Annotated in this window: 31 protein-coding genes, 1 tRNA gene and 1 pseudogene; 7 read left to right on the top strand and 26 right to left on the bottom strand. The window is 60.0% G+C overall.

Annotated elements, in window-relative coordinates; genetic code table 11:
- Nucleotides 1–108: 108 nt before the first annotated feature.
- The 7 genes and pseudogenes from AC1DY9_RS10585 to AC1DY9_RS10555 form a co-directional block, all read left to right on the top strand.
- Nucleotides 109–2,445: a bifunctional salicylyl-CoA 5-hydroxylase/oxidoreductase gene (locus AC1DY9_RS10585; protein ID WP_457281385.1), complete on the top strand. Its 2,337-nt coding sequence runs from the start codon at nucleotides 109–111 to the stop codon at nucleotides 2,443–2,445.
- A gap of 37 nt (nucleotides 2,446–2,482) precedes the next feature.
- Nucleotides 2,483–2,971, top strand: coding sequence for a MarR family winged helix-turn-helix transcriptional regulator (locus AC1DY9_RS10580; RefSeq protein ID WP_477666480.1), 489 nt, complete (start codon nucleotides 2,483–2,485; stop codon nucleotides 2,969–2,971).
- Entirely contained in the window at nucleotides 2,968–3,822 is an 855-nt protein-coding gene (locus AC1DY9_RS10575) for an enoyl-CoA hydratase family protein (RefSeq protein ID WP_477666479.1), read from the top strand. Before AC1DY9_RS10580 ends, AC1DY9_RS10575 begins: the two co-directional genes overlap by 4 nt.
- 26 nt (nucleotides 3,823–3,848) lie before the next feature.
- The gene (locus AC1DY9_RS10570) at nucleotides 3,849–5,030 is read left to right on the top strand and encodes an acyl-CoA dehydrogenase family protein (RefSeq protein WP_477666478.1); all 1,182 of its coding nucleotides are present in this window, start codon (nucleotides 3,849–3,851) and stop codon (nucleotides 5,028–5,030) included.
- Nucleotides 5,027–6,682, top strand: coding sequence for a benzoate-CoA ligase family protein (locus AC1DY9_RS10565; RefSeq protein ID WP_477666477.1), 1,656 nt, complete (start codon nucleotides 5,027–5,029; stop codon nucleotides 6,680–6,682). Before AC1DY9_RS10570 ends, AC1DY9_RS10565 begins: the two co-directional genes overlap by 4 nt.
- Nucleotides 6,679–7,119 (top strand): acyl-CoA thioesterase, encoded by a 441-nt coding sequence (locus AC1DY9_RS10560; protein ID WP_477666476.1) that lies wholly within the window; start codon nucleotides 6,679–6,681, stop codon nucleotides 7,117–7,119. The genes AC1DY9_RS10565 and AC1DY9_RS10560 overlap by 4 nt, the downstream gene beginning before the upstream one ends.
- Before the next feature lie 50 nt (nucleotides 7,120–7,169).
- A pseudogene (locus AC1DY9_RS10555) lies at nucleotides 7,170–7,511 on the top strand (RidA family protein); the annotation flags it as partial.
- A gap of 144 nt (nucleotides 7,512–7,655) precedes the next feature.
- On the opposite strand, the gene AC1DY9_RS10550 reads toward AC1DY9_RS10555, so the two are convergent.
- The 26 genes from AC1DY9_RS10550 to AC1DY9_RS10425 all read right to left on the bottom strand — a co-directional run bounded on the left by AC1DY9_RS10550 (nucleotide 7,656) and on the right by AC1DY9_RS10425 (nucleotide 25,021).
- Nucleotides 7,656–7,732: transfer RNA gene (locus tag AC1DY9_RS10550), tRNA-Met, on the bottom strand.
- A gap of 18 nt (nucleotides 7,733–7,750) precedes the next feature.
- Entirely contained in the window at nucleotides 7,751–8,152 is a 402-nt protein-coding gene (gene rplQ / locus AC1DY9_RS10545; RefSeq protein WP_477666475.1) for a 50S ribosomal protein L17, read from the bottom strand.
- Between the two features lie 85 nt (nucleotides 8,153–8,237).
- On the bottom strand, nucleotides 8,238–9,227 hold the full coding sequence (locus tag AC1DY9_RS10540; RefSeq protein WP_122954336.1) for a DNA-directed RNA polymerase subunit alpha: 990 nt from the start codon (nucleotides 9,225–9,227) through the stop codon (nucleotides 8,238–8,240).
- A gap of 95 nt (nucleotides 9,228–9,322) precedes the next feature.
- A complete protein-coding gene (gene rpsD, locus AC1DY9_RS10535; protein ID WP_457281392.1) occupies nucleotides 9,323–9,946 on the bottom strand; it encodes a 30S ribosomal protein S4 in 624 nt (207 codons plus the stop codon).
- A gap of 132 nt (nucleotides 9,947–10,078) precedes the next feature.
- Nucleotides 10,079–10,483 (bottom strand): 30S ribosomal protein S11, encoded by a 405-nt coding sequence (rpsK, locus tag AC1DY9_RS10530; RefSeq protein ID WP_007869288.1) that lies wholly within the window; start codon nucleotides 10,481–10,483, stop codon nucleotides 10,079–10,081.
- Nucleotides 10,484–10,496: 13 nt separating this feature from the next.
- A complete protein-coding gene (rpsM, locus tag AC1DY9_RS10525; RefSeq protein ID WP_074579313.1) occupies nucleotides 10,497–10,862 on the bottom strand; it encodes a 30S ribosomal protein S13 in 366 nt (121 codons plus the stop codon).
- 24 nt (nucleotides 10,863–10,886) lie between these two features.
- A complete protein-coding gene (gene rpmJ / locus AC1DY9_RS10520) occupies nucleotides 10,887–11,000 on the bottom strand; it encodes a 50S ribosomal protein L36 (RefSeq protein ID WP_028820150.1) in 114 nt (37 codons plus the stop codon).
- 30 nt (nucleotides 11,001–11,030) lie between these two features.
- Entirely contained in the window at nucleotides 11,031–11,249 is a 219-nt protein-coding gene (gene infA / locus AC1DY9_RS10515) for a translation initiation factor IF-1 (protein ID WP_007869286.1), read from the bottom strand.
- An 18-nt stretch (nucleotides 11,250–11,267) separates the two neighbouring features.
- Entirely contained in the window at nucleotides 11,268–12,587 is a 1,320-nt protein-coding gene (gene secY, locus AC1DY9_RS10510; protein WP_477666474.1) for a preprotein translocase subunit SecY, read from the bottom strand.
- A gap of 29 nt (nucleotides 12,588–12,616) precedes the next feature.
- The gene (gene rplO / locus AC1DY9_RS10505) at nucleotides 12,617–13,048 is read right to left on the bottom strand and encodes a 50S ribosomal protein L15 (protein WP_431098655.1); all 432 of its coding nucleotides are present in this window, start codon (nucleotides 13,046–13,048) and stop codon (nucleotides 12,617–12,619) included.
- Between the two features lie 24 nt (nucleotides 13,049–13,072).
- A complete protein-coding gene (gene rpmD / locus AC1DY9_RS10500; RefSeq protein WP_431098656.1) occupies nucleotides 13,073–13,255 on the bottom strand; it encodes a 50S ribosomal protein L30 in 183 nt (60 codons plus the stop codon).
- Between the two features lie 12 nt (nucleotides 13,256–13,267).
- Nucleotides 13,268–13,786, bottom strand: coding sequence for a 30S ribosomal protein S5 (gene rpsE, locus AC1DY9_RS10495; protein ID WP_457281394.1), 519 nt, complete (start codon nucleotides 13,784–13,786; stop codon nucleotides 13,268–13,270).
- A gap of 17 nt (nucleotides 13,787–13,803) precedes the next feature.
- Entirely contained in the window at nucleotides 13,804–14,169 is a 366-nt protein-coding gene (rplR, locus tag AC1DY9_RS10490) for a 50S ribosomal protein L18 (protein ID WP_457281395.1), read from the bottom strand.
- Between the two features lie 11 nt (nucleotides 14,170–14,180).
- A complete protein-coding gene (rplF, locus tag AC1DY9_RS10485; protein WP_457281396.1) occupies nucleotides 14,181–14,714 on the bottom strand; it encodes a 50S ribosomal protein L6 in 534 nt (177 codons plus the stop codon).
- A 24-nt stretch (nucleotides 14,715–14,738) separates the two neighbouring features.
- Complete coding sequence (gene rpsH, locus AC1DY9_RS10480; protein ID WP_371436766.1) at nucleotides 14,739–15,134, bottom strand: 30S ribosomal protein S8; 396 nt, start codon at nucleotides 15,132–15,134, stop codon at nucleotides 14,739–14,741.
- An 18-nt stretch (nucleotides 15,135–15,152) separates the two neighbouring features.
- Complete coding sequence (gene rpsN, locus AC1DY9_RS10475) at nucleotides 15,153–15,458, bottom strand: 30S ribosomal protein S14 (RefSeq protein WP_188709725.1); 306 nt, start codon at nucleotides 15,456–15,458, stop codon at nucleotides 15,153–15,155.
- An 8-nt stretch (nucleotides 15,459–15,466) separates the two neighbouring features.
- Nucleotides 15,467–16,039: a 50S ribosomal protein L5 gene (gene rplE / locus AC1DY9_RS10470; RefSeq protein ID WP_092130238.1), complete on the bottom strand. Its 573-nt coding sequence runs from the start codon at nucleotides 16,037–16,039 to the stop codon at nucleotides 15,467–15,469.
- A 1-nt stretch (nucleotide 16,040) separates the two neighbouring features.
- Nucleotides 16,041–16,361 (bottom strand): 50S ribosomal protein L24, encoded by a 321-nt coding sequence (rplX, locus tag AC1DY9_RS10465; RefSeq protein ID WP_348045257.1) that lies wholly within the window; start codon nucleotides 16,359–16,361, stop codon nucleotides 16,041–16,043.
- 9 nt (nucleotides 16,362–16,370) lie between these two features.
- Nucleotides 16,371–16,739: a 50S ribosomal protein L14 gene (rplN, locus tag AC1DY9_RS10460; RefSeq protein ID WP_007869247.1), complete on the bottom strand. Its 369-nt coding sequence runs from the start codon at nucleotides 16,737–16,739 to the stop codon at nucleotides 16,371–16,373.
- 398 nt (nucleotides 16,740–17,137) lie between these two features.
- Nucleotides 17,138–18,724 (bottom strand): glycerol-3-phosphate dehydrogenase/oxidase, encoded by a 1,587-nt coding sequence (locus tag AC1DY9_RS10455; RefSeq protein WP_477666473.1) that lies wholly within the window; start codon nucleotides 18,722–18,724, stop codon nucleotides 17,138–17,140.
- Nucleotides 18,725–18,852: 128 nt separating this feature from the next.
- The gene (locus AC1DY9_RS10450) at nucleotides 18,853–20,583 is read right to left on the bottom strand and encodes an ABC transporter substrate-binding protein (protein ID WP_457281398.1); all 1,731 of its coding nucleotides are present in this window, start codon (nucleotides 20,581–20,583) and stop codon (nucleotides 18,853–18,855) included.
- 85 nt (nucleotides 20,584–20,668) lie between these two features.
- Complete coding sequence (locus AC1DY9_RS10445; RefSeq protein WP_457281399.1) at nucleotides 20,669–20,977, bottom strand: DUF2160 domain-containing protein; 309 nt, start codon at nucleotides 20,975–20,977, stop codon at nucleotides 20,669–20,671.
- Nucleotides 20,978–21,111: 134 nt separating this feature from the next.
- Nucleotides 21,112–21,933 (bottom strand): carbohydrate ABC transporter permease, encoded by an 822-nt coding sequence (locus AC1DY9_RS10440; protein WP_457281400.1) that lies wholly within the window; start codon nucleotides 21,931–21,933, stop codon nucleotides 21,112–21,114.
- Nucleotides 21,930–22,820, bottom strand: coding sequence for a carbohydrate ABC transporter permease (locus AC1DY9_RS10435; protein ID WP_457281401.1), 891 nt, complete (start codon nucleotides 22,818–22,820; stop codon nucleotides 21,930–21,932). Before AC1DY9_RS10435 ends, AC1DY9_RS10440 begins: the two co-directional genes overlap by 4 nt.
- The gene (locus AC1DY9_RS10430) at nucleotides 22,817–23,896 is read right to left on the bottom strand and encodes an ABC transporter ATP-binding protein (protein ID WP_457281402.1); all 1,080 of its coding nucleotides are present in this window, start codon (nucleotides 23,894–23,896) and stop codon (nucleotides 22,817–22,819) included. Before AC1DY9_RS10430 ends, AC1DY9_RS10435 begins: the two co-directional genes overlap by 4 nt.
- A gap of 39 nt (nucleotides 23,897–23,935) precedes the next feature.
- Nucleotides 23,936–25,021, bottom strand: coding sequence for an ABC transporter ATP-binding protein (locus AC1DY9_RS10425; protein WP_477666472.1), 1,086 nt, complete (start codon nucleotides 25,019–25,021; stop codon nucleotides 23,936–23,938).
- Between the last annotated feature and the right edge of the window lie 45 nt (nucleotides 25,022–25,066).

Here is a 25,066-nt window from a genome sequence, read left to right as displayed (position 1 = left end):
CAGTAACACCCGTTTTCCGGTGTTGCGGAAAACACCGGAAAATCCGCTTGACGGATTTAGTTTAAACCTAAACAATTAAGGTCAAATTAATCCAGAGAGTACGCATTCATGCACATTCTTTGCCTGGGCGGTGGTCCCGCAGGCTTGTATTTCGCCCTGCTGATGAAGCTGCAAAACCCGGCGCATCAGGTGACGGTGGTCGAGCGCAACCGGCCTTTTGACACCTTCGGCTGGGGCGTGGTGCTGTCGGACCAGACGCTGGGCAACCTGCGCGTGGCCGACCCGGTCAGCGCGCAACTGATCGGCGACGCTTTCAACCACTGGGATGACGTGGAGGTGTTTTTCAAGGGGCGCTCGGTGCGCTCCGGCGGCCACGGTTTTTGCGGCATCGGCCGCAAGCGTCTGCTCAACATCCTGCAGGAGCGCTGCATCGCGCTAGGCGTGGACCTGGTGTTCGAAACCGACGTGCAGGACGACCAGGCTATCGCTGCGCAATACAACGCCGACGTGGTGATCGCCAGCGACGGTCTGAACAGCCGCATCCGCAACCGGTATGCGGAGACCTTCAAGCCCGACGTGGAGCTGCGCGCCTGCCGTTTTGTCTGGCTGGGCACGCACAAGACGTTCGACGCCTTCACCTTTGCCTTCGAGCAGACTGAGCATGGCTGGTTCGCCGCGCATGCCTACAAGTTTGACGAGAACACTTCGACCTTTATCGTCGAGACACCCGAGGCCGTGTGGAAGGCGCACGGCCTGGACCAGATGAGCCAGGAAGACGGCATCGCATTTTGTGAACGTCTGTTTGCCAAATACCTGGACGGCAACCCGCTGATGAACAACGCGACGCACGTGCGCGGCTCGGCCATCTGGATACGTTTCCCGCGTGTGGTATGCGAGCGATGGGTACATGAGGTCGCCATCAATGGCAAGCAGGTGCCGATTGTGTTGATGGGCGATGCGGCGCACACGGCGCATTTCTCGATTGGCAGCGGGACCAAGCTGGCACTGGAAGACGCGATTGAGCTGACCAACTGCTTTGCCCAGCACGGTGATGCCACCGCGGCGCTGCAGGCTTATGAAGCGCTGCGCTCGGTCGAGGTGCTGAAGATACAAAACGCGGCGCGCAACTCGACCGAGTGGTTCGAGAATGTGGACCGCTACAGCGGCATGGAAGCCGAGCAGTTCTTTTATTCGCTGCTCACACGCTCGCAGCGCATCAGCCACGAGAACCTGCGTGTGCGCGATGCCGCCTGGCTGCAGGGCTATGAGCAATGGTTGGCTAAAAGCAGCGCACCGCATGCGCCGCCGCCCATGCTGCTGCCTTTGAAGACCCGCGAACTGAATCTGAAGAACCGCATCGTCGTTTCTCCCATGGCTACCTACAGCGCGGTAGACGGCGTGCCGCAGGACTTCCATCTGGTGCACCTTGGCGCACGCGCGCTGGGCGGCGCTGCACTGGTGTTTGTGGAAATGACCGCGCCATGCGCAGAGGGCCGCATCACCCCCGGCTGCCCGGGCCTCTGGAACGAGACGCAAGCCAAGGCGTTCAAACGCATCGTGGATTTTGTGCACGCCTCGGGCGCTGGCGCCAGGATTGGCATGCAGCTCGGCCACAGCGGCCCCAAGGGCTCGACACAAGTCGGCTGGGAGCAACCCGATGAGCCGCTCGCCACCGGCAACTGGCCGCTGCTGGCGGCCAGCGCCGTGGCTTACGGCCCCACCAACCAGGTGCCGAAAGCCATGACGCGCGCCGACATGGACCGCGTCAAGGCGGAGTTCGTGCAGTCCACGCATTACGCAGCCGAAGCGGGCTTTGACTGGCTGGAACTGCATTGCGCGCACGGCTACCTGCTGTCGAGCTTTATCACGCCGCTGACCAACCAGCGCACGGACGACTACGGCGGCAGCCTGGAAAACCGCTGCCGCTTTCCGCTGGAAGTGTTTGCCGCCATGCGTGAAGTGTGGCCGGCGCATCTGCCGATGAGCGTGCGCATTTCGGCGCACGACTGGGCGCCGGGCGGTAACACGGCGGATGACGCTGTGGCCATCGCCCGGATGTTCAAGTCAGCAGGGTGCGACTTCATCGACGTCTCGTCGGGCCAGACCACGCGCGCGGCCAGGCCGGTTTACGGCCGCATGTACCAGACGCCGTTTGCCGACCGCATCCGCAACGAGGTGGGCATAAAGACCATCGCCGTGGGCGCGATCTCGGAAGTCGACCATGTCAACAGCATCATCGCCGCCGGCCGTGCCGACCTGTGCGCCATTGCCCGGCCGCACCTGGCTGACCCCGCCTGGACGCTGCACGAGGCCGCCAGGCTGCAAAGCCGGCATGTGGACTGGCCTCTGCCCTACCTGAGCGGGCGCGACCAGCTCTACCGTGAACTCTCAAAGAAAAAAGAGCTTGTAGCCCAGGAAGAACGGGCGCAAGCAGCTATCAAATAGATAGCGCCAACGAATTACACCATCAAGGAGACAAGCCATGGACATGGAAGCAAGAGGGCACAGCGAACACCCCGAGGCCTTGCGGCTCTGGCTGCGCATGCTGACCTGCACGCAGCTGGTCGAGAAGCAGGTGCGTACCCAATTGCGCGAGCAGTTCGACACCACCTTGCCGCGCTTTGACCTGATGGCGCAACTTGAGCGCAGCCCGGAAGGGCTGAAGATGAACGAGCTGTCGCGCCGCATGATGGTGACCGGCGGCAACGTGACGGGCATTACCGACCAGCTGGTGAACGAAGGACTGGTGGAGCGTGTGGACGTGGAGGGCGACCGCCGGGCCTACCGCGTGCGCCTGACCCCCCGAGGACGAAAGCTGTTCGACGAAATGGCAAACGAGCATGAAGCCTGGATCGTCGCGGCCTTTGAGGCTTTGTCACCACGCGAGGTGGAGTCCCTGCACAAACTGCTGGGCAAGGTCAAACAACACCACAACGCCCTGCTGACCGACAGCAAACTGGAAACGACATGAAACACTACATCGGCCTGGCCAACCCCATGCATGCGCAGTTTGATGCGCTGGCCCATCACCAGGCGGAGCATTTCGCTTATGCCTTCGACGCCGGCGTCGCGACGCTGACGCTGAACCGGCCCGAGCGCAAGAACCCGCTGACCTTCGACTCCTACGCCGAGCTGCGCGATCTGTTCCGCACGCTGAATACTGCCACCGACGTGAAGGCGGTGGTCATCACTGGTGCCGGCGGCAACTTCTGTTCGGGCGGCGATGTGCACGAGATCATCGGCCCACTGACAAAAATGACCATGCCCGAACTGCTGGAGTTCACGCGCATGACGGGCGACCTGATCAAGGCCATGCGCCTGTGCCCCCAGCCCATCATCGCGGCGATTGACGGTATCTGCGCCGGCGCCGGTGCCATGATGGCGCTGGCCGCCGACATGCGCCTGGGCACGGCCCAGGCCAAGACGGCGTTCCTCTTCACGCGCGTGGGGCTGGCCGGTGCCGACATGGGGGCCTGCGCGTTGCTGCCGCGCCTGATCGGACAGGGGCGCGCATCGGAACTGCTGTTTACCGGCAGATCCATGAGCGCGCAGGAAGGCTTGCAGTGGGGCTTCTTCAACGCGCTGCACGAGCCGCAAGATGTGCTGGCGCAGGCGCAAAAGCTGGCGCAAGAGCTGGCCGACGGCCCGACCTTTGCGCACGGCATGACCAAAACCATGCTGCACCAGGAATGGGCCATGACGCTGGATCAGGCCATAGAAGCCGAAGCGCAGGCCCAGGCCATCTGCATGCAGACGCAAGACTTCACACGGGCGTACGAGGCCTTTTCAGCCAAACAGAAACCAGTGTTCCGCGGCGACTGAGCGCGGCAGGACGACAAGGATCACGCATGAGATCGACCACCGCCCACTTGGCGCTGCCTTTTTTTGACGAGGTTCACCGCGACCTGGCGCAGCGCCTGGCCGACTGGATGCCGCAGCAGCACATCGACGAAAGCGATGACCGCCGGGCCTGCAAGGAGTGGGTGAGCCTGCTGGGTGCCAACGGCTGGCTGCGCTATTGCGTACCGGCGGGTAAGGACGGCACCCTGGGCGGCGCACTGGAAAAGCTGGACTCCCGCGCGCTTGTCATCCTGCGCGAGACGCTGGCCTTTCATTCGCCACTGGCCGATTTCGCGTTTGCGATGCAGGGACTGGGCAGCGGCGCCATCACACTGGCGGGCACACCGGCGCAGCAGGCTGCCTACCTGCCGCAGGTGGCCAGCGGCAAGAAGATCGCGGCCTTCGCCTTGAGCGAACCCGACGCTGGCTCGGACGCCGGTGCCATGGTGACCTCCGCCACAGACACGGGCGACGGCTGGGCCTTGAACGGCAGCAAGACCTGGATCAGCAATGGCGGCATCGCGGATTTTTACGTGACCTTCGCCAAGACGGATCCGCAGGCCGGCACGCGCGGCATTACGGCTTTCATCGTCGATGCGGAAAACAAGGGCCTGGACAGCAGCGAACACATCGCCGTCATGGCGCCACACCCGCTGGCCACACTGAAGTTCACGCATTGCAAGCTGCCGCGGGAGGCGCAGCTGGGGGCGCTGCACGGGGGATTCAAGCTGGCGATGCAGACGCTGGACATCTTCCGCGCCTCCGTGGCCGCTGCCGCGCTGGGCATGGCGCGCCGAGCGCTGGCCGAGGCAGTGCATTTCTCGAAGGAACGCAAGATGTTCGGCCAGACCCTGGCCGACTTCCAGCTCACGCAGGCCAAGCTTGGCGAGATGGCGGCACTGGTGGATGCCGCTGCGCTGCTGACCTACCGCGCCGCCTGGATGCGCGACGAAAGCGAACGCCTGGGCAGCGGTGCGCGTATCACCGCCGAAGCGGCCATGGCCAAGATGACGGCCACCGAGAACGCGCAAAAGGTCATCGACATGGCGCTGCAGATGCACGGCGGCCTGGGCGTGAAAGTGGGCACCAAGGTGGAAAGCCTGTACCGCGATATCCGCTCGCTGCGCATTTACGAAGGCGCGACCGAAGTGCAGCAACTCATCATTGGAAAGGCCGTACTGCAATCATGAGCACCTCTGTCTCCGACCCAGTAGAAAAAGTGTCCGCGGCGCCCTCCGCGCAGGCAGACCGCTTTGTGCATGACCGCCTGCCGCAGCCCGGGCAACTGCCCCGCATGGTGTACGCGCTGCCCGAGCTGCGCATACCGGCGCAGGCCAATCTGGTGCAGGCCTTGTTTGACAAGGCCTTTCGCGAGGGACGCGCGGACAAACCGATGCTGCGCTCGGACAAGATCACCCTGACCTATGTCGACGCGCTGGAGCGCGTGAACCGCATCGCACAGGTGCTGATCGACGACTTCGGCCTGCAACCCGGCAACCGGGTGTTGCTGCGCGGCGGCAACTCGATCGGCATGGCGCTGGCCTGGCTGGGCGTGGTGCAGGCCGGGCTGGTGGCGGTGGCGACCATGCCGCTGCTGCGCGCCAAGGAACTCAGCGAGATCATTGAAAAGGCCCGGCCCGCGCTGGCATTGTGCGATGCAACGCTGCTGGATGAGCTGCAGGCGGCAAAGGCGCAAAGCGATACCTTGCCCACCGTCGTGCCCTTCAACCTGATGGACGCGCCGGGCTCGCTGGCGGTGCTGTCGGCGCAGAAGGACGGCAAATTTACGCCCTGCCCGGTGGCCGCCGACGACATCGCCTTGATGGCCTTCACTTCCGGCACTACAGGCAAGCCCAAGGCCGCGGTGCACACGCATCGCGACGTGCTGGCCGCCTGCGAGGCGTGGCCGCGCCATGTGCTCAAGGCCAAGCCGGACGACATCGTCATCGGCTCGCCACCGCTGGCTTTTACCTTTGGCCTGGGCGGCATGCTGATTTTCCCGATGTGGGCCGGTGCCTCTGTTTACTACCCCTCCATTGCCTATACGCCAGAAGCGATGGTCAAGCTGATCAACCAGGTCGGCGCAACGGTCTGCTACACGGCACCGACGTTTTACCGGCAGATGGCTGCGTTCGCCAAACAGCACGGCGTGCCCGGCTTGCGGATGTGCGTGAGTGCCGGCGAGAGCCTGCCTGACGCCACGCGGCAGCTATGGAAGGACGCTACCGGCATTGAGATGATCGACGGTATAGGCGCGACCGAGATGTTCCACATCTTTATCTCCGCAGCCGGCGCCGACGTGCGCCGCGGCGCCATCGGCAAGGTGGTGCCAGGCTACACCGCCAGGGTGGTGGACGACACCGGCGCGGAAGTGCCGCGCGGCACCATCGGCAAGCTGGCGGTGGTGGGGCCCACGGGCTGCCGCTACCTGGACGATGCACGCCAGGGCAACTATGTGAAGGACGGCTGGAACTACCCGGGCGACGCCTTCATGCAGGACGCCGACGGTTATTTCTTCTACCAGGCGCGCGCCGACGACATGATCATTACCGCGGGCTACAACGTGGCGGGCCCTGAGGTGGAAGATGCCCTGCTCAAGCACCCTGCCGTGGCTGAATGCGGTGTTGTGGGCTTGCCCGACGACGACCGGGGGATGGTCGTCAAGGCCTTTGTTGTGCTCAAGCCTGACCACGCAGCAGATGACGCCATGACAAAAGCCCTGCAAGACCATGTCAAGGCGGCGCTTGCGCCTTTCAAATATCCCCGTCAGATCGAATTCGTGACCAAACTCCCGCGCACCGAAACCGGCAAGCTGCAACGCTTCAAGCTGCGCGAATCATGAAATTCACCGCACAAAAGCTCGTCAGGTTTCACCATTGTGATCCGGCCGGTATCGTTTTTTACCCGCAGTTTCTCTATCTGTTGCATGAGGTGCAAGAAGACTTTCTGGCGCACATCGGCTTTCCCGAGCATGTCCTGATTGCCGGAGGCACGGGTGTTCCGATTGTGGATTTGAAGGTCGAATTTCTGGGTATGTGCCGCCATGGCGACCTACTGACAATTACATTGGAACTGACCCGCCTTGGCAACGCGAGCATGGGTATGCACTACGAGATCCATGGCAGCCCAACCTCGCCAGACGGCGCCGAGGCCATCAAGCTGAAAGCGCATGGCGTGGTGGTCTATTCGGAGCTCCCCCATGGCAAGCCCCTGCCGCTTCCCGAACGAATGCGCAGCGCCCTCTTACCTTATGTGAAAACACCCTCAGGAAGCTCATGATCAAGAAATTACAACCGCCCGGATGGGCCGAGCCGAAAGGTTATGCCAACGGCATCCTTGCTCGCGGGGCCCTGCTGTTTGTGGGCGGCCAGATTGGCTGGAATGCGCAGCAACAGTTCGAGAGCGACGATTTCATCGCGCAGACGCGCCAGGCGCTGCTGAACATTGCGGCCGTGCTGAAGGCCGGTGACGCCGGACCCGAACATATGGTCCGCATGACCTGGTATGTGGTGGATCGTGTCGAGTACGTGGCCAGGCTCAAGGAGCTCGGCGCTGTCTACCGCGAAGTCATGGGAAAGAATTTTCCGGCCATGACATGTGTCGAGGTTGCGGCACTGGTTGAAGACCGCGCCCAGGTCGAAATTGAAGTGACAGCAGTTGTGCCGGACTGAGCAACGGCTATACAGGCCAGCCGCAAGCAATGACTGCCAGTGATGCTACTGGCAGCAGAACCGCTGAACGCCGAATGAAGGCCGGAAAGCAAAACGCCTGCTTGATGCAGGCGTTTTGCTGTTGGCCTTGAGAGGCTAACGTGTTGGTTGCGCGGGCAAGATTTGAACTTACGACCTTTGGGTTATGAGCCCAACGAGCTACCAGGCTGCTCCACCGCGCGGTATGTGTGTATTGTAGCTTACTCTGCCTTGGCCGTGTCACCTGTAGTGTCTTCCGACACTTCAGGACGGTCCACCAGTTCGACCAGCGCCATGGGCGCGTTGTCACCAACGCGGAAACCCATCTTCAGGATACGCGTGTAGCCGCCGGGACGTGCCTTGTAGCGTGGGCCGATCTCTGCGAACAGCTTGACGACCATATCGCGGTCACGCAGGCGATCAAATGCCAAGCGCTTGTTGGCCAGAGTAGGTTCTTTACCAAGGGTGATCATGGGTTCGACCACGCGGCGCAATTCCTTGGCCTTGGGCAGGGTGGTCTTGATGACTTCGTGCTGCAGCAGCGAGTTCATCATGTTGCGCAACATGGCGAGGCGGTGCTCGCTGGTGCGGTTGAGTTTACGTAATCCGTGTCCGTGGCGCATGGTGTTTCCTTTTTTAAAATCCAGGCAGCCGTATCAGGTACTGCCCGTGCGAGATCCCCTTTCGGGCGGGATCTTGTGGTTCAAATTAACGCTTGTCGAGGCCGGCGGGTGGCCAGCTTTCCAGGCGCATACCAAGAGTCAGGCCGCGCGAGGCAAGCACTTCCTTGATTTCGTTGAGCGATTTACGGCCCAGGTTCGGCGTCTTCAGCAGCTCATTCTCAGTGCGCTGGATCAGATCGCCGATGTAGTAAATGTTTTCCGCTTTGAGGCAGTTCGCCGAACGAACGGTAAGTTCGAGTTCGTCGACAGGGCGCAGCAGAATCGGATCGAACTGCTGCGAGCTGCGCTGAACGGGCGCGTCAAACGCGGCCAGTTCATTGCCTTCGAGCTGTGCGAACACGGCCAGTTGCTCGACCAGGATCTTGGCCGAGGCACGGACAGCATCTTCTGCCGTCACTGCGCCGTTGGTTTCGATTTCCAGCACGAGCTTGTCGAGGTCGGTGCGCTGCTCAACGCGGGCGCTTTCGACGATGTAGCTCACGCGCTTGACGGGCGAGAACGACGCGTCCAGCACGATACGGCCGATCGATTTTGGCGACTCATCGCCATAGCGGCGCTGGTTGCCGGGCACATAGCCGCGGCCGTTTTCCACCTTGATCTGCATGTCGATCTTGCCGCCGTGCGACAGGTTCACGATCACGTGTTCAGGGTTGATGATTTCCACGTCATGTGGCGTCTGGATGTCGGCGGCGGTGACTGGGCCTTCGCCGTCTTTGCGCAGGCTCAGCGTAACTTCGTCGCGGTTGTGGAGCTTGAACACCACACCTTTGAGGTTCAACAGGATGTTGACGACGTCTTCCTGCACACCGTCGATGGACGAGTACTCGTGCAGGACGCCCGCGATGGTGACTTCGGTGGCGGCGTGGCCGACCATGGAAGACAACAGTACGCGGCGCAGCGCGTTGCCCAGCGTATGGCCGTAGCCACGCTCAAACGGCTCCAGAGTCACCTTGGCGCGGTTGGCGCCGAGCTGCTCAACATTAATGGTTTTTGGTTTCAACAAATTGGTCTGCATGCAGTCTTCCTCTCAATACCCTCGGTTCGTTACACCGATAAGGCCGGCGAAGCACACCCTGGCGATACGGTGCCCCGTATCGCAGGAACGAAAAATTAGCGTGAGTACAACTCGACAATCAACGATTCGTTGACGTCGGCGGCAAACTCGTCGCGATCAGGTACCTTCTTGAAGGTGCCTTCTCCCTTGTCGGCGTTCACATCGACCCAGGCGGGCAGACCGACCTGTTTTGCAAGCTCAAGGGCTTCCGTGATACGGGTCTGCTTCTTCGACTTGTCACGCACGGCAATGATGTCGCCGGCCTTGACCATGTACGAAGGAATGTTGACAGATCCGCCATTGACCGTGATGGCCTTGTGCGAAACCAGCTGACGCGCTTCAGCACGGGTCGAACCGAAGCCCATGCGATACACAACGTTGTCCAGACGCGACTCAAGAATGAACAGTAGATTGGCGCCGGTGTTGCCCTTGCGACGATCCGCTTCTTCAAAATAACGGCGAAACTGCTTTTCGAGCACACCATACATGCGCTTGACTTTTTGCTTTTCGCGCAATTGCAAGCCGAAGTCGGAAGTACGGGTACCAGAGGTACGGCCGTGCTGACCTGGCTTGGAGTCGAATTTGGCCTTGTCGCTGATGGCGCGGCGTGCACTCTTCAGGAACAGGTCGGTGCCTTCACGGCGGGATAGTTTGGCCTTGGGGCCTAGGTAACGTGCCACTTGAGTGTCCTTTTGTCATCTGCTGCAATGAATTGCAGGAGCCGGAGGTCGTAACCTGCGGCGGTGGGCTTGGTAAAAATGCCTGGTATCTGACGGGCTGAAACAACCCGCCGGATGCCTAGGCACGGGGAATTAAATGCGGCGGCGCTTTTGCGGGCGGCAGCCGTTATGCGGAACCGGGGTCACGTCGGCAATCGAATTGATCCGGATGCCGAGTGCGCCCAACGCGCGGACAGATGATTCACGGCCTGGACCAGGACCCTTGATTTCGACGTCAAGATTCTTGATGCCTTGCTCAATGGCGGCGCGACCAGCCACTTCGGAAGCGACCTGCGCTGCGAAAGGGGTGGATTTGCGCGAACCTTTGAAACCCTGACCACCGGAAGACGCCCAGGACAAGGCATTGCCCTGGCGATCCGTGATAGTGATGATCGTGTTATTGAAAGAAGCGTGGACGTGGGCGATACCATCGGCCACGTTCTTGCGAACTTTCTTGCGAACGCGTTGTGCGGCGTTATTGCTTGGTGATTTTGCCATGACGACCTCTCAATTATTTCTTCAAAGCTGCAGCGGCCTTGCGCGGGCCCTTGCGGGTACGGGCATTGGTCCGGGTGCGCTGGCCACGCATGGGCAGGCCGCGACGGTGGCGGAAACCACGGTAGCAACCGATGTCCATCAGGCGCTTGATGTTCATCGTGGTTTCACGACGCAGGTCACCCTCGATGGTGAACAGGGCGATCTGCTCACGGATTTTTTCCAGGTCGCCATCGGTCAGGTCTTTGACCTTTTTGGCGTAAGCGATGTCACATGCTTCGCAAATTTTGCGAGCGCGCGTGCGACCGATGCCAAAGATAGCAGTCAAGCCGATTTCGGCATGTTGCTGCGGCGGAATATTGATACCAGCGATACGAGCCATGTTCGTCCTCTAAAACTCTTGAAATCAGCCTTGACGCTGTTTGTGACGCGGATCCGTGCAAATCACACGGACAACGCCCTTGCGACGGATAACTTTGCAGTTACGGCAAATTTTCTTGACCGAAGCTGAAACTCTCATTTCTATTACTCCTAAACTTTCACTCTGTGCTTACTTGGCACGGAAAACAATTCGTGCGCGCGATAAATCGTAAGGCGTTAACTCAACCGTTACCTTGTCACCGGGAAGAATGCGGATGTAGTGCATACGCATTTTTCCCGAGATGTGCCCCAGTACAACATGTCCATTTTCCAGCTTCACCCTGAAAGTCGCATTGGGAAGGTTTTCTACAACCTCGCCTTGCATCTGGATCACATCATCTTTAGACATATCCCATCAAATACCCAGTTAACCGCCCAGTGACGTCTTGAAGTTCGCCTTTTTAAGCAACGACTCATACTGTTGCGACATCATGTAGTTCTGTACCTGGGCCATGAAATCCATGGTCACCACGACAATAATCATCAACGACGTACCGCCAAAATAAAACGGCACGTTGTATTTCAAAATCAAAAACTCCGGCAACAGGCACACGAATGTGATGTAAACCGCACCTGCCAGCGTCAAACGCACCAGGATTTTGTCAATGTAGCGCGCCGTCTGATCGCCCGGCCGAATACCCGGAATGAACGCACCGCTCTTTTTCAGGTTGTCCGCCGTTTCACGGCTGTTGAACACCAGCGCCGTATAGAAGAAGCAGAAGAACACGATCGCACTGGCATACAGCATTACGTAGATTGGCTGGCCCGGCGTCAGCGTGCTGGCGATGTCTTTGAGCCAGCGCATGCTTTCACCGGTGCTAAACCAGCCCACGACGGTAGCAGGCAGCAAAATGATCGATGAAGCGAAAATCGGGGGGATCACACCCGCCATGTTCAACTTCAACGGCAAGTGCGATGACTGCCCGCCGTAAACCTTGTTACCCACCTGGCGCCGCGCATAGTTCACAAGAATCTTGCGCTGTCCACGCTCTACGAACACCACGAAATAGGTCACCAGCACAACCACCGCGACGATCACAATGGCCACCAGAATGCTCATGGCGCCGGTACGCACCAGCTCCAGCAAGCCACCCATTGCGCTCGGCAAACCTGCCGCAATGCCTGCAAAAATCAGGATCGAAATGCCGTTACCCAAACCACGCTCGGTAATCTGCTCACCCAGCCACATCAGGAACATCGTGCCGGCCGTCAGGCTGAACACTGCCGTCATGCGGAAACCAAAGCCGGGCGCCAACACCAAGCCCGGCGAGCTTTCCAGCGCCACAGCAATGCCCATGGACTGGAACAATGCCAAAGCCAGCGTGCCGTAACGTGTGTACTGCGTAATCTTGCGCCTGCCGCTTTCGCCTTCTTTTTTCATCTGCTCGAACGTCGGAACGACGTACGTCAGTAGCTGCATGATGATCGATGCCGAGATGTACGGCATGATGCCCAGGGCGAATACCGTAAAGCGCGACAGGGCACCACCAGAAAACATATTGAACAAATTCAATATGCCGCCTTGCTGGCCCTTGAAAAGCTCTTTCAACTGGCCAGGATCAATTCCCGGCACCGGGATGTGCGCACCAATGCGGTACACCACCAGAGCCAGCAGCAAAAAGACGAGCCGATTGCGCAAGTCACCGTACTTGCCGGTTTTTGCAATTTGAGCCGAGCTGGTTGCCACTGATGGATCCTGTCAGTTACGTTCAGTAATTAGGCGATCGAGCCGCCGGCTGCCTCGATAGCCGATTTCGCGCCTGCCGTTGCACCGATACCATTCAGCTTCACAGCCTTGGTCAGTTCACCGGTCTTCACGATCTTGACATTCTTGGCGAGTTGACCCACGAGACCAGCGGTCTTCAGTGCCAACAGGTCGACTTCAGCCAGGCCCAACTGCTCAAGAGCAGCCAACGTAACTTCAGCGTTGAATTTGAGCAGGTGCGACTTGAAGCCGCGCTTGGGCAAGCGACGCTGCATGGGCATCTGACCACCCTCGAAGCCAACCTTGTGGTAGCCGCCTGAGCGCGATTTCTGACCCTTGTGACCACGACCGGCAGTTTTGCCAAGGCCGGAGCCGATGCCGCGACCGACACGGCGCTTGGCATGTTTGGCGCCTTGGCCAGGCTTGATTCCGTTCAATTCCATTTTGAATTCCTATCGAGCCGGAGCTCAGACAATCTTGACCAGGTACGCGATCTTGTTGATCATGCCGCGCACTGCGGGCGTGTCCTGCAGCTCGCTCACGCTGTTGACGCCACGAAGGCCCAGACCGCGCACGGTGGCGCGATGCGATTCCTTGGTGCCAATCGGGCTGCGAACCAGCTGGACTTTGACTTTGGTTTCTTTGGTCATTTCAATGCCGCCTTAGCCGAAGATCTCTTCGACCGATTTGCCACGTTTGGCCGCAATTTCAGAAGCGGTCGTGGAATTGTTCAGTGCATCCATGGTGGCACGCACCATGTTGTAAGGGTTGCTCGAACCATGACTCTTCGCCACGATGTCGGTAATGCCCATGACTTCGAAAACGGCGCGCATTGGGCCGCCAGCGATGATGCCGGTACCCTTGGGAGCCGGCGCCATCATGACGCTGGCTGCACCGTGGTGACCGAAAACATTGTGGTGGATGGTGCCGTTTTTCAACGAAACCTTGGTCATGTTGCGACGCGCTTCTTCCATCGCTTTTTGCACGGCTGCCGGCACTTCTTTCGACTTGCCTTTGCCCATGCCGACGCGGCCATCGCCGTCACCCACGACGGTCAACGCGGCGAAACCGAGGATACGGCCGCCCTTTACGACTTTGGTCACGCGGTTAACCGCGATCATTTTTTCCTTCAGACCATCGTCTGGAGCGTCGTTTTGCTGTTTTGCTTGAAACTTAGCCATACTTAATTCCAGTCTGCTTAGAACTGCAAACCAGCTTCGCGAGCCGCCTCAGCCAGCGCTTTGACGCGGCCGTGGTACGCAAAACCGGCGCGATCAAACGCCACTTTTTCAACACCTGCTGCTTTTGCCTTTTCGGCAATGCGTTTGCCAATGGCTTGCGCAGCAGCAACGTTTCCACCTTTACCCGAAGCGCCGATTTCCTTGCGGACTTCCACTTCCGCGGTGGAAGCAGCAGCCAGGACCTTGGTGCCGTCGCCAGAAATAACGCTGGCATAGATGTGCAGATTGGTGCGATTCACGGTCAAACGGGCAACACCTTGCGTGGCAATGCGAATGCGGGTCTGACGTGAACGACGAAGGCGCTGCTCTTTTTTGGTCAACATGATGCAGCTCCTTATTTCTTCTTGGTTTCTTTGATCGTGATCTTCTCATCCACATAGCGGATGCCCTTGCCCTTGTAAGGCTCGGGAGGACGAACAGCACGAACTTCAGCGGCGATCTGGCCGACGCGCTGGCGGTCGGAACCCTTGATCACCACTTCCGTGGGAGTCGGCGTTGCAACGGTGATGCCAGCAGGCATGTCCATGATCACAGGGTGCGAATACCCCACGGTCAGGTTCAGCTTGGCGCCCTGAGCCTGGGCCTTGTAGCCCACGCCGACCAGGCTGAGCTTCTTTTCGAAGCCCTTGGTCACACCAGTCACCATGTTGTTCACGAGCTGACGCATCGTGCCGCTCATGGCATTGGCTTCACGCGAATCATTGGCCGGCACAAAAGTCAGCTTGCCCGCATCATTCTTGATGGTGACAAGCGCGTTCTGCGTCAGCGCCAGGGTGCCGAGGGCACCCTTGACATTGATCTGGTCTGCTTTCATGGCCACGTCCACACCCTGAGGCACGGTCACTGGCATTTTTCCTACACGAGACATTTCAGTTTCTCCTCAATGCCGCCGTTAGGCCACGTAGCAAAGCACTTCACCACCGATACCGGTAGCGCGGGCTTTACGATCGGTCATGACGCCTTGCGGGGTCGTGACAATTGCCACACCAAGGCCATTCATGACCTGGGGGATGGCGCCATGGCCTTTGTAAACACGGAGGCCTGGGCGGCTGACGCGCTCAATGCGCTCAATCACGGGCTTGCCTGCGTAATACTTCAGGGCGATTTCCAGCTGGGATTTGCCTTCGTCGGTCTTGACGGAGAAGCCATCAATGTAGCCCTCATCTTTCAGAACCTGCGCGATGGCAACTTTGACTTTTGACGACGGCACCAGCACGACGGCTTTTTCAACCATCTGTGCATTGCGGATGCGGGTCAACATGTCGGCGATAGGATCACTCATGCTCATTTTGTGGTTCTCCTATGCTTACCAGCTTGCCTTGGTGATACCAGGGATATCACCAGCAAAAGCCAACTCACGGATCTTGGCGCGAGCCAGGCCGAACTGGCGGAAAGTACCGCGTGGGCGGCCCGTGATCGCGCAGCGGTTACGCTGGCGGGTCGGGTTCGCATTGCGGGGCAGTTTTTGCAGCTCGAGGCGAGCCAGCTGACGCTCTTCGTCAGAGCGCTTGGCGTCGTTGGACGTCGCCTTGAGTTCAGCGTATTTCTTGGCGAACTTCGCGGCGAGTTTCTCGCGCTTCAGTTCACGTTGCAGTAAAGCTTGTTTTGCCATGTCCCGCCTCAGTTCTTGAACGGAAAACGGAAGGCGGTGAGGAGTGCCTTGCACTCTTCATCGGTCTTTGCCGTTGTGGTGATGCTGATATTCAGGCCACGCAAGGCATCAACCTTGTCGTACTCGATCTCAGGGAAAATGATCTGCTCTTTCACGCCGATGTTGTAGTTTCCGCGGCCATCGAAGGCCCGGCCGGAAATACCGCGGAAGTCACGCACACGCGGCAGGGCCACAGTGACGAAACGATCGAGGAACTCATACATCTTCACGCCGCGCAGGGTCACCATGCAGCCGATAGGCAAGTCTTCGCGGATCTTGAAGCCGGCGATAGCCTTCTTGGCCTTGGTCACGACAGGCTTCTGACCGGCAATCTTGGTCATGTCGCCAACGGCGTTGTCCATGACCTTCTTGTCGGCAACAGCCTCGCTCACACCCATGTTGAGCGTGATCTTGGTGATGCGGGGAACCTGCATGGGCGAGGTATAGCCGAATTTTTCAATCAGGCCGGGGGCGATTTTTTCGCGGTACTGGGCTTGCAGGCGGGCCTGCGAAGCAGCTTGTACAGGTGCGGTCTTTGCCATGTTATGCAACCTTGATTTCTTCGCCACTGGACTTGAAGACGCGCACTTTTTTGCCGTCTGCCAGGAGCTTGATGCCAACGCGATCCGCCTTGCCGGTAGCGGCATTGAAAATTGCCACGTTCGACTGGTGAATCGGCATGCTTTTTTCGACGATGCCGCCGGTGGTGCCCTTGAGGGGGTTGGGCTTGGTGTGTTTTTTCACCAGGTTGATCCCATCCACCAGCACGTAGCTATCATCTTTGCGCAGCGAAATCTTGCCGCGCTTGCCTTTGTCGCGACCAGCGATCACGATGATCTCGTCGCCTTTACGGATTTTGTTCATGGCGAGTCCTTACAGAACTTCAGGAGCCAGGGACACGATCTTCATGAACTTTTCAGTGCGCAGCTCGCGCGTCACTGGTCCGAAGATGCGGGTGCCGATTGGCTCCAGCTTGGCGTTAAGCAACACTGCTGCGTTGCCGTCGAATTTGACGAGCGAACCATCGCCACGGCGAATGCCCTTGGCGGTGCGAACGACCACAGCGCTGTAAACCTCGCCTTTTTTGACGCGGCCACGCGGAGCGGCTTCTTTGATGCTCACCTTGATGACGTCACCAACGCTGGCGTACCGGCGCTTGGAGCCGCCCAGAACCTTGATGCACATCACGGACTTGGCACCCGTGTTGTCAGCAACATCGAGCTTGGATTGCGTTTGAATCATTTAAATGTGTTCCCAACTTGCACCGGAAGGCAACCCCTTGGGATTACCAGCCAATCAGTCTTGGGCCCGTCGTCCACACTGCAAACCACTTGCAATGCTTCCGTTAGGCAGAATTCCTCGCCTTTTTAGAGCGAAGCCCACGATTATGACTGAACGAAAAGCCACTGTCAACCGCCTGCCGTGAAAATATCCCCACAATAACGAAGCGGCGGCCCAGAAGCCCGGCGCGCCCTCGGGTACCGGCCGCGCTTCGCACTGGCGCCCCGGGCAGTTTTTCGGTATCAAAATCCCGCCTAGAACCAATAGGGGCGTGCGCAAGCAGCTATCAAAAAGAGAGCATAAATCCGCCCGGGCATCCAATTCGCCCGCCTCCTTTGCAGGACGGCAACTGCGGCAATTCAGGCTGGCAGGCTGAGGTATTGGCCACACAGCGTCAGGAATTCGTCCAGCTGGGGATCCACGCCGTTTTCCTGCTGTAGCAGAGTGGCCACTTCCGGCGCCAGGGTTCTGGCCAGTGCCGCGTCGAGAAACAGCAGACGGGAACGCCGTGCCAGTACGTCTTCAACGGTGCGGGCATATTCATGGCGGGCAGCGAAACGCACCATTGCCTCCGTCAGCCCACCGCCTAATTCGCGGCTGGCACCCGGCAGGTTTTCCATGGCGGACGCCTCGCTGCCATACAGATGAGACCCTGGTGCCTCGCTAATTTTGTGATTCGAATTGTGAGCGCCAACTAACTTCAAGTTTGTGGTGACGCCGGCCCCGCGTGTTGGCAGCAACGCCGCGCCAAAACACTTAGCCAGGACATCTTCAGCCATCGCCCGATAGGTCGTCCACTTGCCGCCGGTCACCGTGACCAGGCCGCTTTTGCTGACCAGCACCGTGTGCTCACGCGACAACGCCTGGGTGCTTCCGGCATCCTCATCCGGCGGCTTGACCAGGGGCCGCAACCCCACCCAGATGCTTTTAATGTCAGCCGGACCGGGCGCGCGGCTCAGGTAGCGAGCCGATTCGCGCAGGATGAAGTCAACTTCTTCGCGGAAAGGCAGCGGCTCGCGGGCCAGGTCGTGGCGCGGCGTATCCGTGGTTCCCAGAATGGTTTTACCCAGCCATGGCACTGCAAACAGCACCCGGCCGTCGGCCGTCTTGGGCACCAGCAGGGCGTGGTCGCCAGGCAAAAACGAGCGATTCACCACAATATGAACACCCTGGCTGGGTGCCACCATGGGTTTGGCGTCCCGCCCTATGGCCTGCCCATCCTGCAGCCGCAACTGGTCTACCCAGACACCCGCCGCGTTCACCACGCAGTTGGCGCGGATTTCGAATGTGCGGCCCGTTTCCTGGTCCCGTGCATGCAGGCCGACCAGCTTGCCGCCCTCATGGATCAGGCCCGTTGCCGCGCAGTAATTCACCAGCAACGCACCCTGCCGCGCCGCCGTGCGGGCTAGCGCCAACGCCAGCCGCGCGTCATCAAACTGGCCATCCCAGTACTTGACGCCGCCCTTGAGATCTTGAGCCTGCACTGTCGGCAGGCAGGCAAGAGTTTCTTGCCGGTTCAGGAATTCCGTGGCGCCCAGACCCGCCTTGCCAGCCAGCGCGTCATACATCTTGAGCCCGATACCGTAGAACGGCGCCTCCCAGAACTTGTAGGAAGGCATGACAAAGGGCAAGGGCTGCGCCAGATGCGGCGCGTTGGCCAGCAGCGTGGTGCGTTCGTGCAAGGCCTCACGCACCAGCGAGATATTGCCCTGCGCGAGGTAGCGCACACCGCCATGCACCAGCTTGGTGGCGCGGGACGATGTGCCCTTGGCAAAGTCGTGCGATTCGACCAGCACGACAGAAAACCCGCGGGCGGCCGCATCCAGTGCGACCCCCAGGCCGGTAGCGCCGCCGCCAATGATCGCGATGTCGTAGTGGTACGGCTCGGCAAGCCGGGCCATTAAATCCTGGCGCCGCGTTTGCGCAGGCGCTAATTCAGTCGTCATGGGCTTTGCTTCCCGTTTCCATACAAACCCATTGGTAAAAAGTGCGCCGAGCTTACCCTGCGCTTGTTGCAATAACCTGAATCCAGAAAAAAAGCCGTGCAGCGCTCACGCACCGCACGGCCATCCGATCAGCGTACTTTTCCGTCTTTCCAGGCCTGCAGCAACTTGTCGTAGTTGATGGTTTCGCCCTTGGGTTTTTCATTGGCCAGCTTGGCCCATGGCGCCGACTTGTCGCTCAGCCATTTGGCGGGATCACCCTTGGGGTTGAGCTTGGGCGGGCACTTGGCCATGCCGGCGCGCTCCAGGCGGCCCATCACGTCGTCCATCTCGCCCGCCAGCGTGTCCATGGCTGCCTGCGGCGTCTTCTCGCCGGTCACTGCCTGGGCCACGTTCTTCCACCACAGCTGCGCAAGCTTGGGGTAGTCGGGTACGTTGGTACCAGTCGGCGACCAGGCCACTCGGGCGGGGCTGCGGTAGAACTCGACCAGGCCGCCCAGCTTGGGCGCCATGTCGGTCATGGCCTTGGACTGGATATCCGACTCGCGGATCGGCGTGAGGCCAACAATGGTCTTTTTCAGCGACGTGGTCTTGGCGGTGATGAACTGCGCGTACAGCCAGGCGGCGGCCGTCTTGTTCTCGTCGTGCGCGGCAAAGAAAGTCCAGCTGCCCACGTCCTGGTAGCCGTTTTGCATGCCCTGTTTCCAGTAGGGGCCGTTGGGGCCGGGGGCCATACGCCACTTCGGCGTACCGTCGGCATTCACCACGGGCAGGCCTTTCTTGGTCATGTCGGCGGTGAAGGCCGTGTACCAGAAAATCTGCTGGGCGATCTGGCCCTGGGCCGGCACCGGGCCGGCTTCCCCGAAGGTCATACCGGTGGCCTCCTTAGGCGCATATTTCTTCATCCAGTCGACGTACTTGGTCAACGCGTAAACAGCAGCCGGTGAATTGGTCGCGCCACCGCGCGCTACCGAGGCTCCCACCGGCGTGCACTTGTCGGCCGCCACCCGGATACCCCATTCGTCAATCGGCAGGCCGTTGGGCGTGCCGATGTCGGCCGTGCCGGCCATGGACAGCCACGCGTCGGTAAAGCGCCAGCCGAGCGACGGATCCTTCTTGCCGTAGTCCATGTGGCCGTAAATCGGCTTGCCGTCGATGGTCTTCACGTCGTTGGTGAAGAACTCGGCGATGTCTTCATAGGCGCTCCAGTTCAGCGGCACGCCCAGCTCGTAACCGTATTTGGCCTTGAACTTGTCCTGCAAGTCCTTGCGCGCGAACAGGTCGGCGCGGAACCAGTACAGGTTGGCAAACTGCTGGTCAGGCAGCTGGTACAGCTTGCCGTCCGGGCCGGTGGTGAACTTCGTGCCGATGAAGTCCTTGAGATCCAGGCCCGGGTTGGTGTATTCCTTGCCCTTGCCCGCCATGTAGTCGGTCAGGTTCATCACCTTGCCATAGCGGTAGTGGGTGCCGATCAGGTCCGAGTCGGAAATCCAGCCGTCGTATATCGACTTGCCGGACTGCATGGAAGTCTGCAGCTTCTCGACAACATCGCCTTCCTGGATCAGGTCGTGCTTGACCTTGATGCCGGTGATTTCCTCGAAGGCCTTGGCCAGCGTCTTCGATTCGTATTCGTGGGTGGTGATGGTCTCGGACACGACCGAGATTTCCTTCACGCCCTTGGCCTGCAGTTTCTTGGCCGCGTCAATGAACCATTTCATTTCCGCCTGCTGTTTGTCCTTGCTCAGGGTAGAGGGCTGGAATTCATTGTCAATCCACTTCTTGGCAGCCGCCTCGTCGGCCCACCCCGGGCTGGCCATGGCACACACTGCGGCCACTGCCAGGGCCGTATAACGCATCTTCATGATTTGTCTCCTCATTGGTTCACTCCCCGTGGTTGAAGGCTTATTCGGCTCCGGGGAATATGAGCCGGGTTCCTTTTCAAGATTTCTATCCCTTGCGCATGACAAGTGCGAGCAGGGCCATCGACAGCAAAAAACTGATCCAGATCGACGGGTCGCCCTCCAGACCCAGCCACCCGGCCAGCTTGCCGCTGATGCCCACAAAGATGAGGTTGACGTAGGCCGCACTGAGCAGGCCGATAAAAAGCCGGTCACCGCGGGTGGTTTCCAGCGGCAAAAAGCCGCGCCGTATCGTTGTCGGAGATTTCAATTCCCACACCGTCATGCCCACCAGCATCAGCACGATGCACGTAAAGAAAATTGCCACTGGCGTCGTCCAGGCCATCCAGTCAAACATGGGCTCCCCCCCGAACGCCTTCGGCGCTCCCCCTCAAGGGGGCGCCGCAAGCGGCCTGGCAAAGCCAGATCCGCGGCGGCCGCTTGATATACCGAGTGATAGTCATAGGGTCTCTCCTGTTCCTTCGCGCGGGGTCATACCCTGCCCATTGCGAAGCCTTTTGCGATGTAGTTGCGCACAAACCAGATCACGATGGCGCCCGGTACGATGGTCAGCACGCCGGCCGCCGCCAGCGTGGCCCAGTCCATGCCGGATGCCGACACCGTCCGTGTCATGGTCGCGACGATGGGCTTGGCATTGACGCTGGTCAGTGTGCGCGCCAGGAGCAATTCGACCCAGCTGAACATGAAGCAAAAGAACGCCGCCACACCGACACCGGCCTTGATGAGCGGCAGGAAGATGCGGACAAAGAAGCGGGGGAATGAATAGCCGTCGATGTACGCGGTCTCGTCAATCTCGCGCGGGATCCCGCTCATGAACCCCTCCAGGATCCACACCGCCAGCGGCACGTTGAACAGCAGATGCGCCAGGGCCACCGCGATGTGGGTGTCCATCAGCCCCACTGTAGTGTAGAGCTGGAAGAAGGGCAGCAAAAACACCGCCGGCGGTGTCATGCGGTTGGTCAGCAGCCAGAAGAACACATGCTTGTCGCCCAAAAAGCTGTACCGCGAAAACGCATAGGCGGCCGGCAGGGCCACAGTGACCGAAATCACGGTGTTGATGGCCACATAAATCAGGCTGTTGATGTAGCCCGAATACCAGGACGGGTCGGTGAAGATGGTCTTGTAGTTGTTCCAGGTAAAGTCCTGGGGGAAAAACGAGAAGCTCGACAGAATTTCAGCATTCGTCTTGAAGCTCATGTTGACCATCCAGTAGATGGGCAGCAGCGCAAACAGGATGTACGCGATCAGGAACAGCGTGCGCGCCTGGAATCTGGGTGCGTTAGGTGAGTTCATTCCACGCCCTCTTTCTCTTGCGTGCCCACGCGCTGCATCCAGTTGTAGAGGATGAAGCACAGCAGCAGGATGATCAAAAAGTAAATCAGCGAGAACGCCGCCGCCGGGCCCAGGTCAAACTGGCCGACGGCTTTTTGCGTGAGATATTGCGAAAGGAATGTCGTGGCATTGCCCGGCCCGCCGCCCGTCAACACAAAAGGCTCGGTATAAATCATGAAGCTGTCCATGAAGCGCAGCAGCACGGCAATCATCAGCACACCGCGCATTTTGGGTAGCTGGATATAACGGAACACCGCAAATTTACTGGCGCCGTCGATGCGCGCGGCCTGGTAGTAGGCGTCGGGAATGGAGCGCAAACCGGCATAGCCCAGCAGCGCCACCAACGGCGTCCAATGCCAGACATCCATCATGAGCACCGTCACCCAGGCGTGCGTGGCATTGCCGGTGTAGCTGTAGTCAAAGCCCATCTTTTGCAGCATCGCGCCCAAAAGGCCAATGTCAGCCCGGCCATAGATCTGCCAGATAGTGCCCACCACGTTCCACGGAATCAGCAGCGAGAGCGAAACGAGCACCAGCACCAACGAGGCCTTCCAGCCTTGCGCCGGCATGGACAGCGCGAGTGCGATGCCCAGCGGAATTTCGACCGCCAGCACGGCCAGCGAGAACGTCAGTTGCCGCCAGAGCGCCGCATGCAGTTCTTCGTCACGCATGACGGATACAAACCACTCAGTGCCGACAAACACGCGCCGCTCGGGCGAGATGATGTCCTGCACCGAATAGTTAACCACGGTCATCAGCGGCAGAATGGCGGAGAACGCCACGCAGATGATGACGGGCAGCACCAGCAGCCAGGCCTTCTGATTAACGGGCTTAGTCGTCGTGCTCATGCATCCACCAGTTCGTCATTGAGGTACAGGCAGGTGTGTGGCCCCATCACCTGCAGCCAGACCTCCTCGCCAACTTGCGGCGCGCGGGAAGCAGGGTTCAACCGGGCCTTGATCGTGTGTTCACCGATCCGCGCCGTCAGCATCCAGTGCGTGCCGATGTCCTGCACCAGCGTGACAGTAAAAGGCAATGCGGCCGGATCGCCGGGCGCTGTCTTCACCACGTATTCAGGTCGAACGCCCAGCTTGAGCTCACCGTCGGGCATGGCGCGCTCGGGTGGCAGCGCCAACGGCCGCTCCGCGACGCGTAGCGCGCCACCGACGACGGTGGCCGGCAAGAAGTTCATGCCGGGCGATCCGATGAAGTGGCCTACAAACGTATGGCGGGGGCGCTCAAACAACGCATCGGCCGAGCCCGTCTGCACAGCACGGCCGCGCGTCATCACCACCACTTCTTCGGCAAAGGTCAATGCCTCAACCTGGTCGTGTGTCACATAAATCAGGGTGAGCTTCAATTCATGGTGAATCTGTTTGAGCTTGCGCCGCAGTTGCCATTTCAGGTGCGGGTCGATCACCGTGAGCGGCTCGTCAAACAGCACAGCAGACACATCGGGCCGCACAAGGCCGCGGCCCAGCGAGATTTTCTGCTTGGCATCTGCCGCAAGCCCAGCCGCGCGGTGGTTGAGCTGGCCGCTCATGTCCAGCATCTCGGCAATTTCACCAACGCGTTTTTTGATCTGGTCTTCCGGCACCTTGCGGTTGCGCAGCGGAAACGCCAGGTTTTCAGCCACCGTCATGGTGTCGTAGATCACCGGAAACTGGAACACCTGCGCAATATTGCGCTGCTGCGGCGAGGCGTGCGTCACATCTACGCCGTCAAACTTGACCGTGCCCTGCGACGGCACAAGCAAGCCCGACATGATGTTGAGCATGGTGGTCTTGCCGCAGCCCGACGGGCCCAGCAACGCATAAGCGCCGCCATCGCGAAAACTCATGGTGAGCGGGAGCAACGCGTAGTCGCTGTCTTCGCGCGGATTCGGCCGGTAGGCGTGGGCCAGGTCGAGATCAATACGCGCCATAAGGCCTCCGCAGCACAGAAGTCGTTGCAAAAAGGTGCTTCATGCGAGTCCTCCCTTGCGCTCTGGCGCCAAAAGCAAGGCACCAGTCGCATCAAAGACATACACCTGGGCGGGGCTGAGAAACAAGGTGATGGGCGCACCCAGCTCGAAGTAGTGCACGCCGGTCAGTTGGGCCACCAGCTCACCCACCGCCGTGGCAACGTGGACAAAAGTGTCGGAACCCGAAATTTCAGCCAACTCGACCTTTCCCGGCAGCGCCACATCACCCTCACGCTTTTGGACGCGCAGGGCGCTGCCGCGAACACCGGCCGTGAGGGTGGCCAGGTTTTGCGCCGGCGCATCGGGCAAGGCCAGCGCCAGGGTAGGCCCTGCCGCCAGCTGCAGGCCTTGCGCTGCGGGCAGGGCCGCTATCAGATTCATGGGCGGATCGCTGAACGCACGCGCAACGCGCAAGGATCGTGGCGAGTGGAAGACCTCGGCGGTCGGGCCGTACTGCAGCAGTTCACCACCGTCCATCACGGCGGTGTAGCCCCCCAATAACAAGGCTTCGCCAGGCTCGGTGGTGGCGTAGATCACGGTGGAATCGCCGGCGGCAAAAAGCTGGGTCAGCTCTTCGCGCAGTTCCTCGCGCAGCTTGTAGTCCAGGTTAACCAACGGCTCGTCCAGCAGCATCAGGGGAGCCCCCTTGGCCAGTGCACGCGCCAGGGCCACCCGCTGCTGTTGCCCGCCCGACAGCTCCGCAGGGTAGCGGTCCAGAAACATCTCGATATGCAGGCGTTCGGCCAGTTTTCGCACCGTCCGGTCAATGTTCTTTTCGCCGCGCAACTTGAGGGGCGAGGCGATGTTGTCCGCCACCCGTAGCGACGGGTAGTTGATGAACTGCTGGTAGACCATGGCGACGTTCCGCTCGCGAACCGGCATGCCGGTCACATCGGCGTCGTTCACCAGGACTTTTCCCTGCGTGGGGACATCCAGACCCGCCATGATGCGCATCAGGCTGGTTTTCCCGGCCTGCGTCGCGCCCAGCAACACAGTGACTTCGCCGCTGCGCGGCGCAAGGTTCATTTCATAAAGCCATTGTTCGGCGCCGACTTTTTTGCTGACGTGGTCCAGGGACAGCTGCATCACGCGCCCCCTCTGTGCAACCGGCCATTGAGAATGCGTCGCAGC

Source organism: Polaromonas sp. P1_F6 (assembly GCF_056405695.1).
Note: the sequence above shows the minus strand (reverse complement) of the source record. Positions and strands in the feature narration are given on the sequence as shown.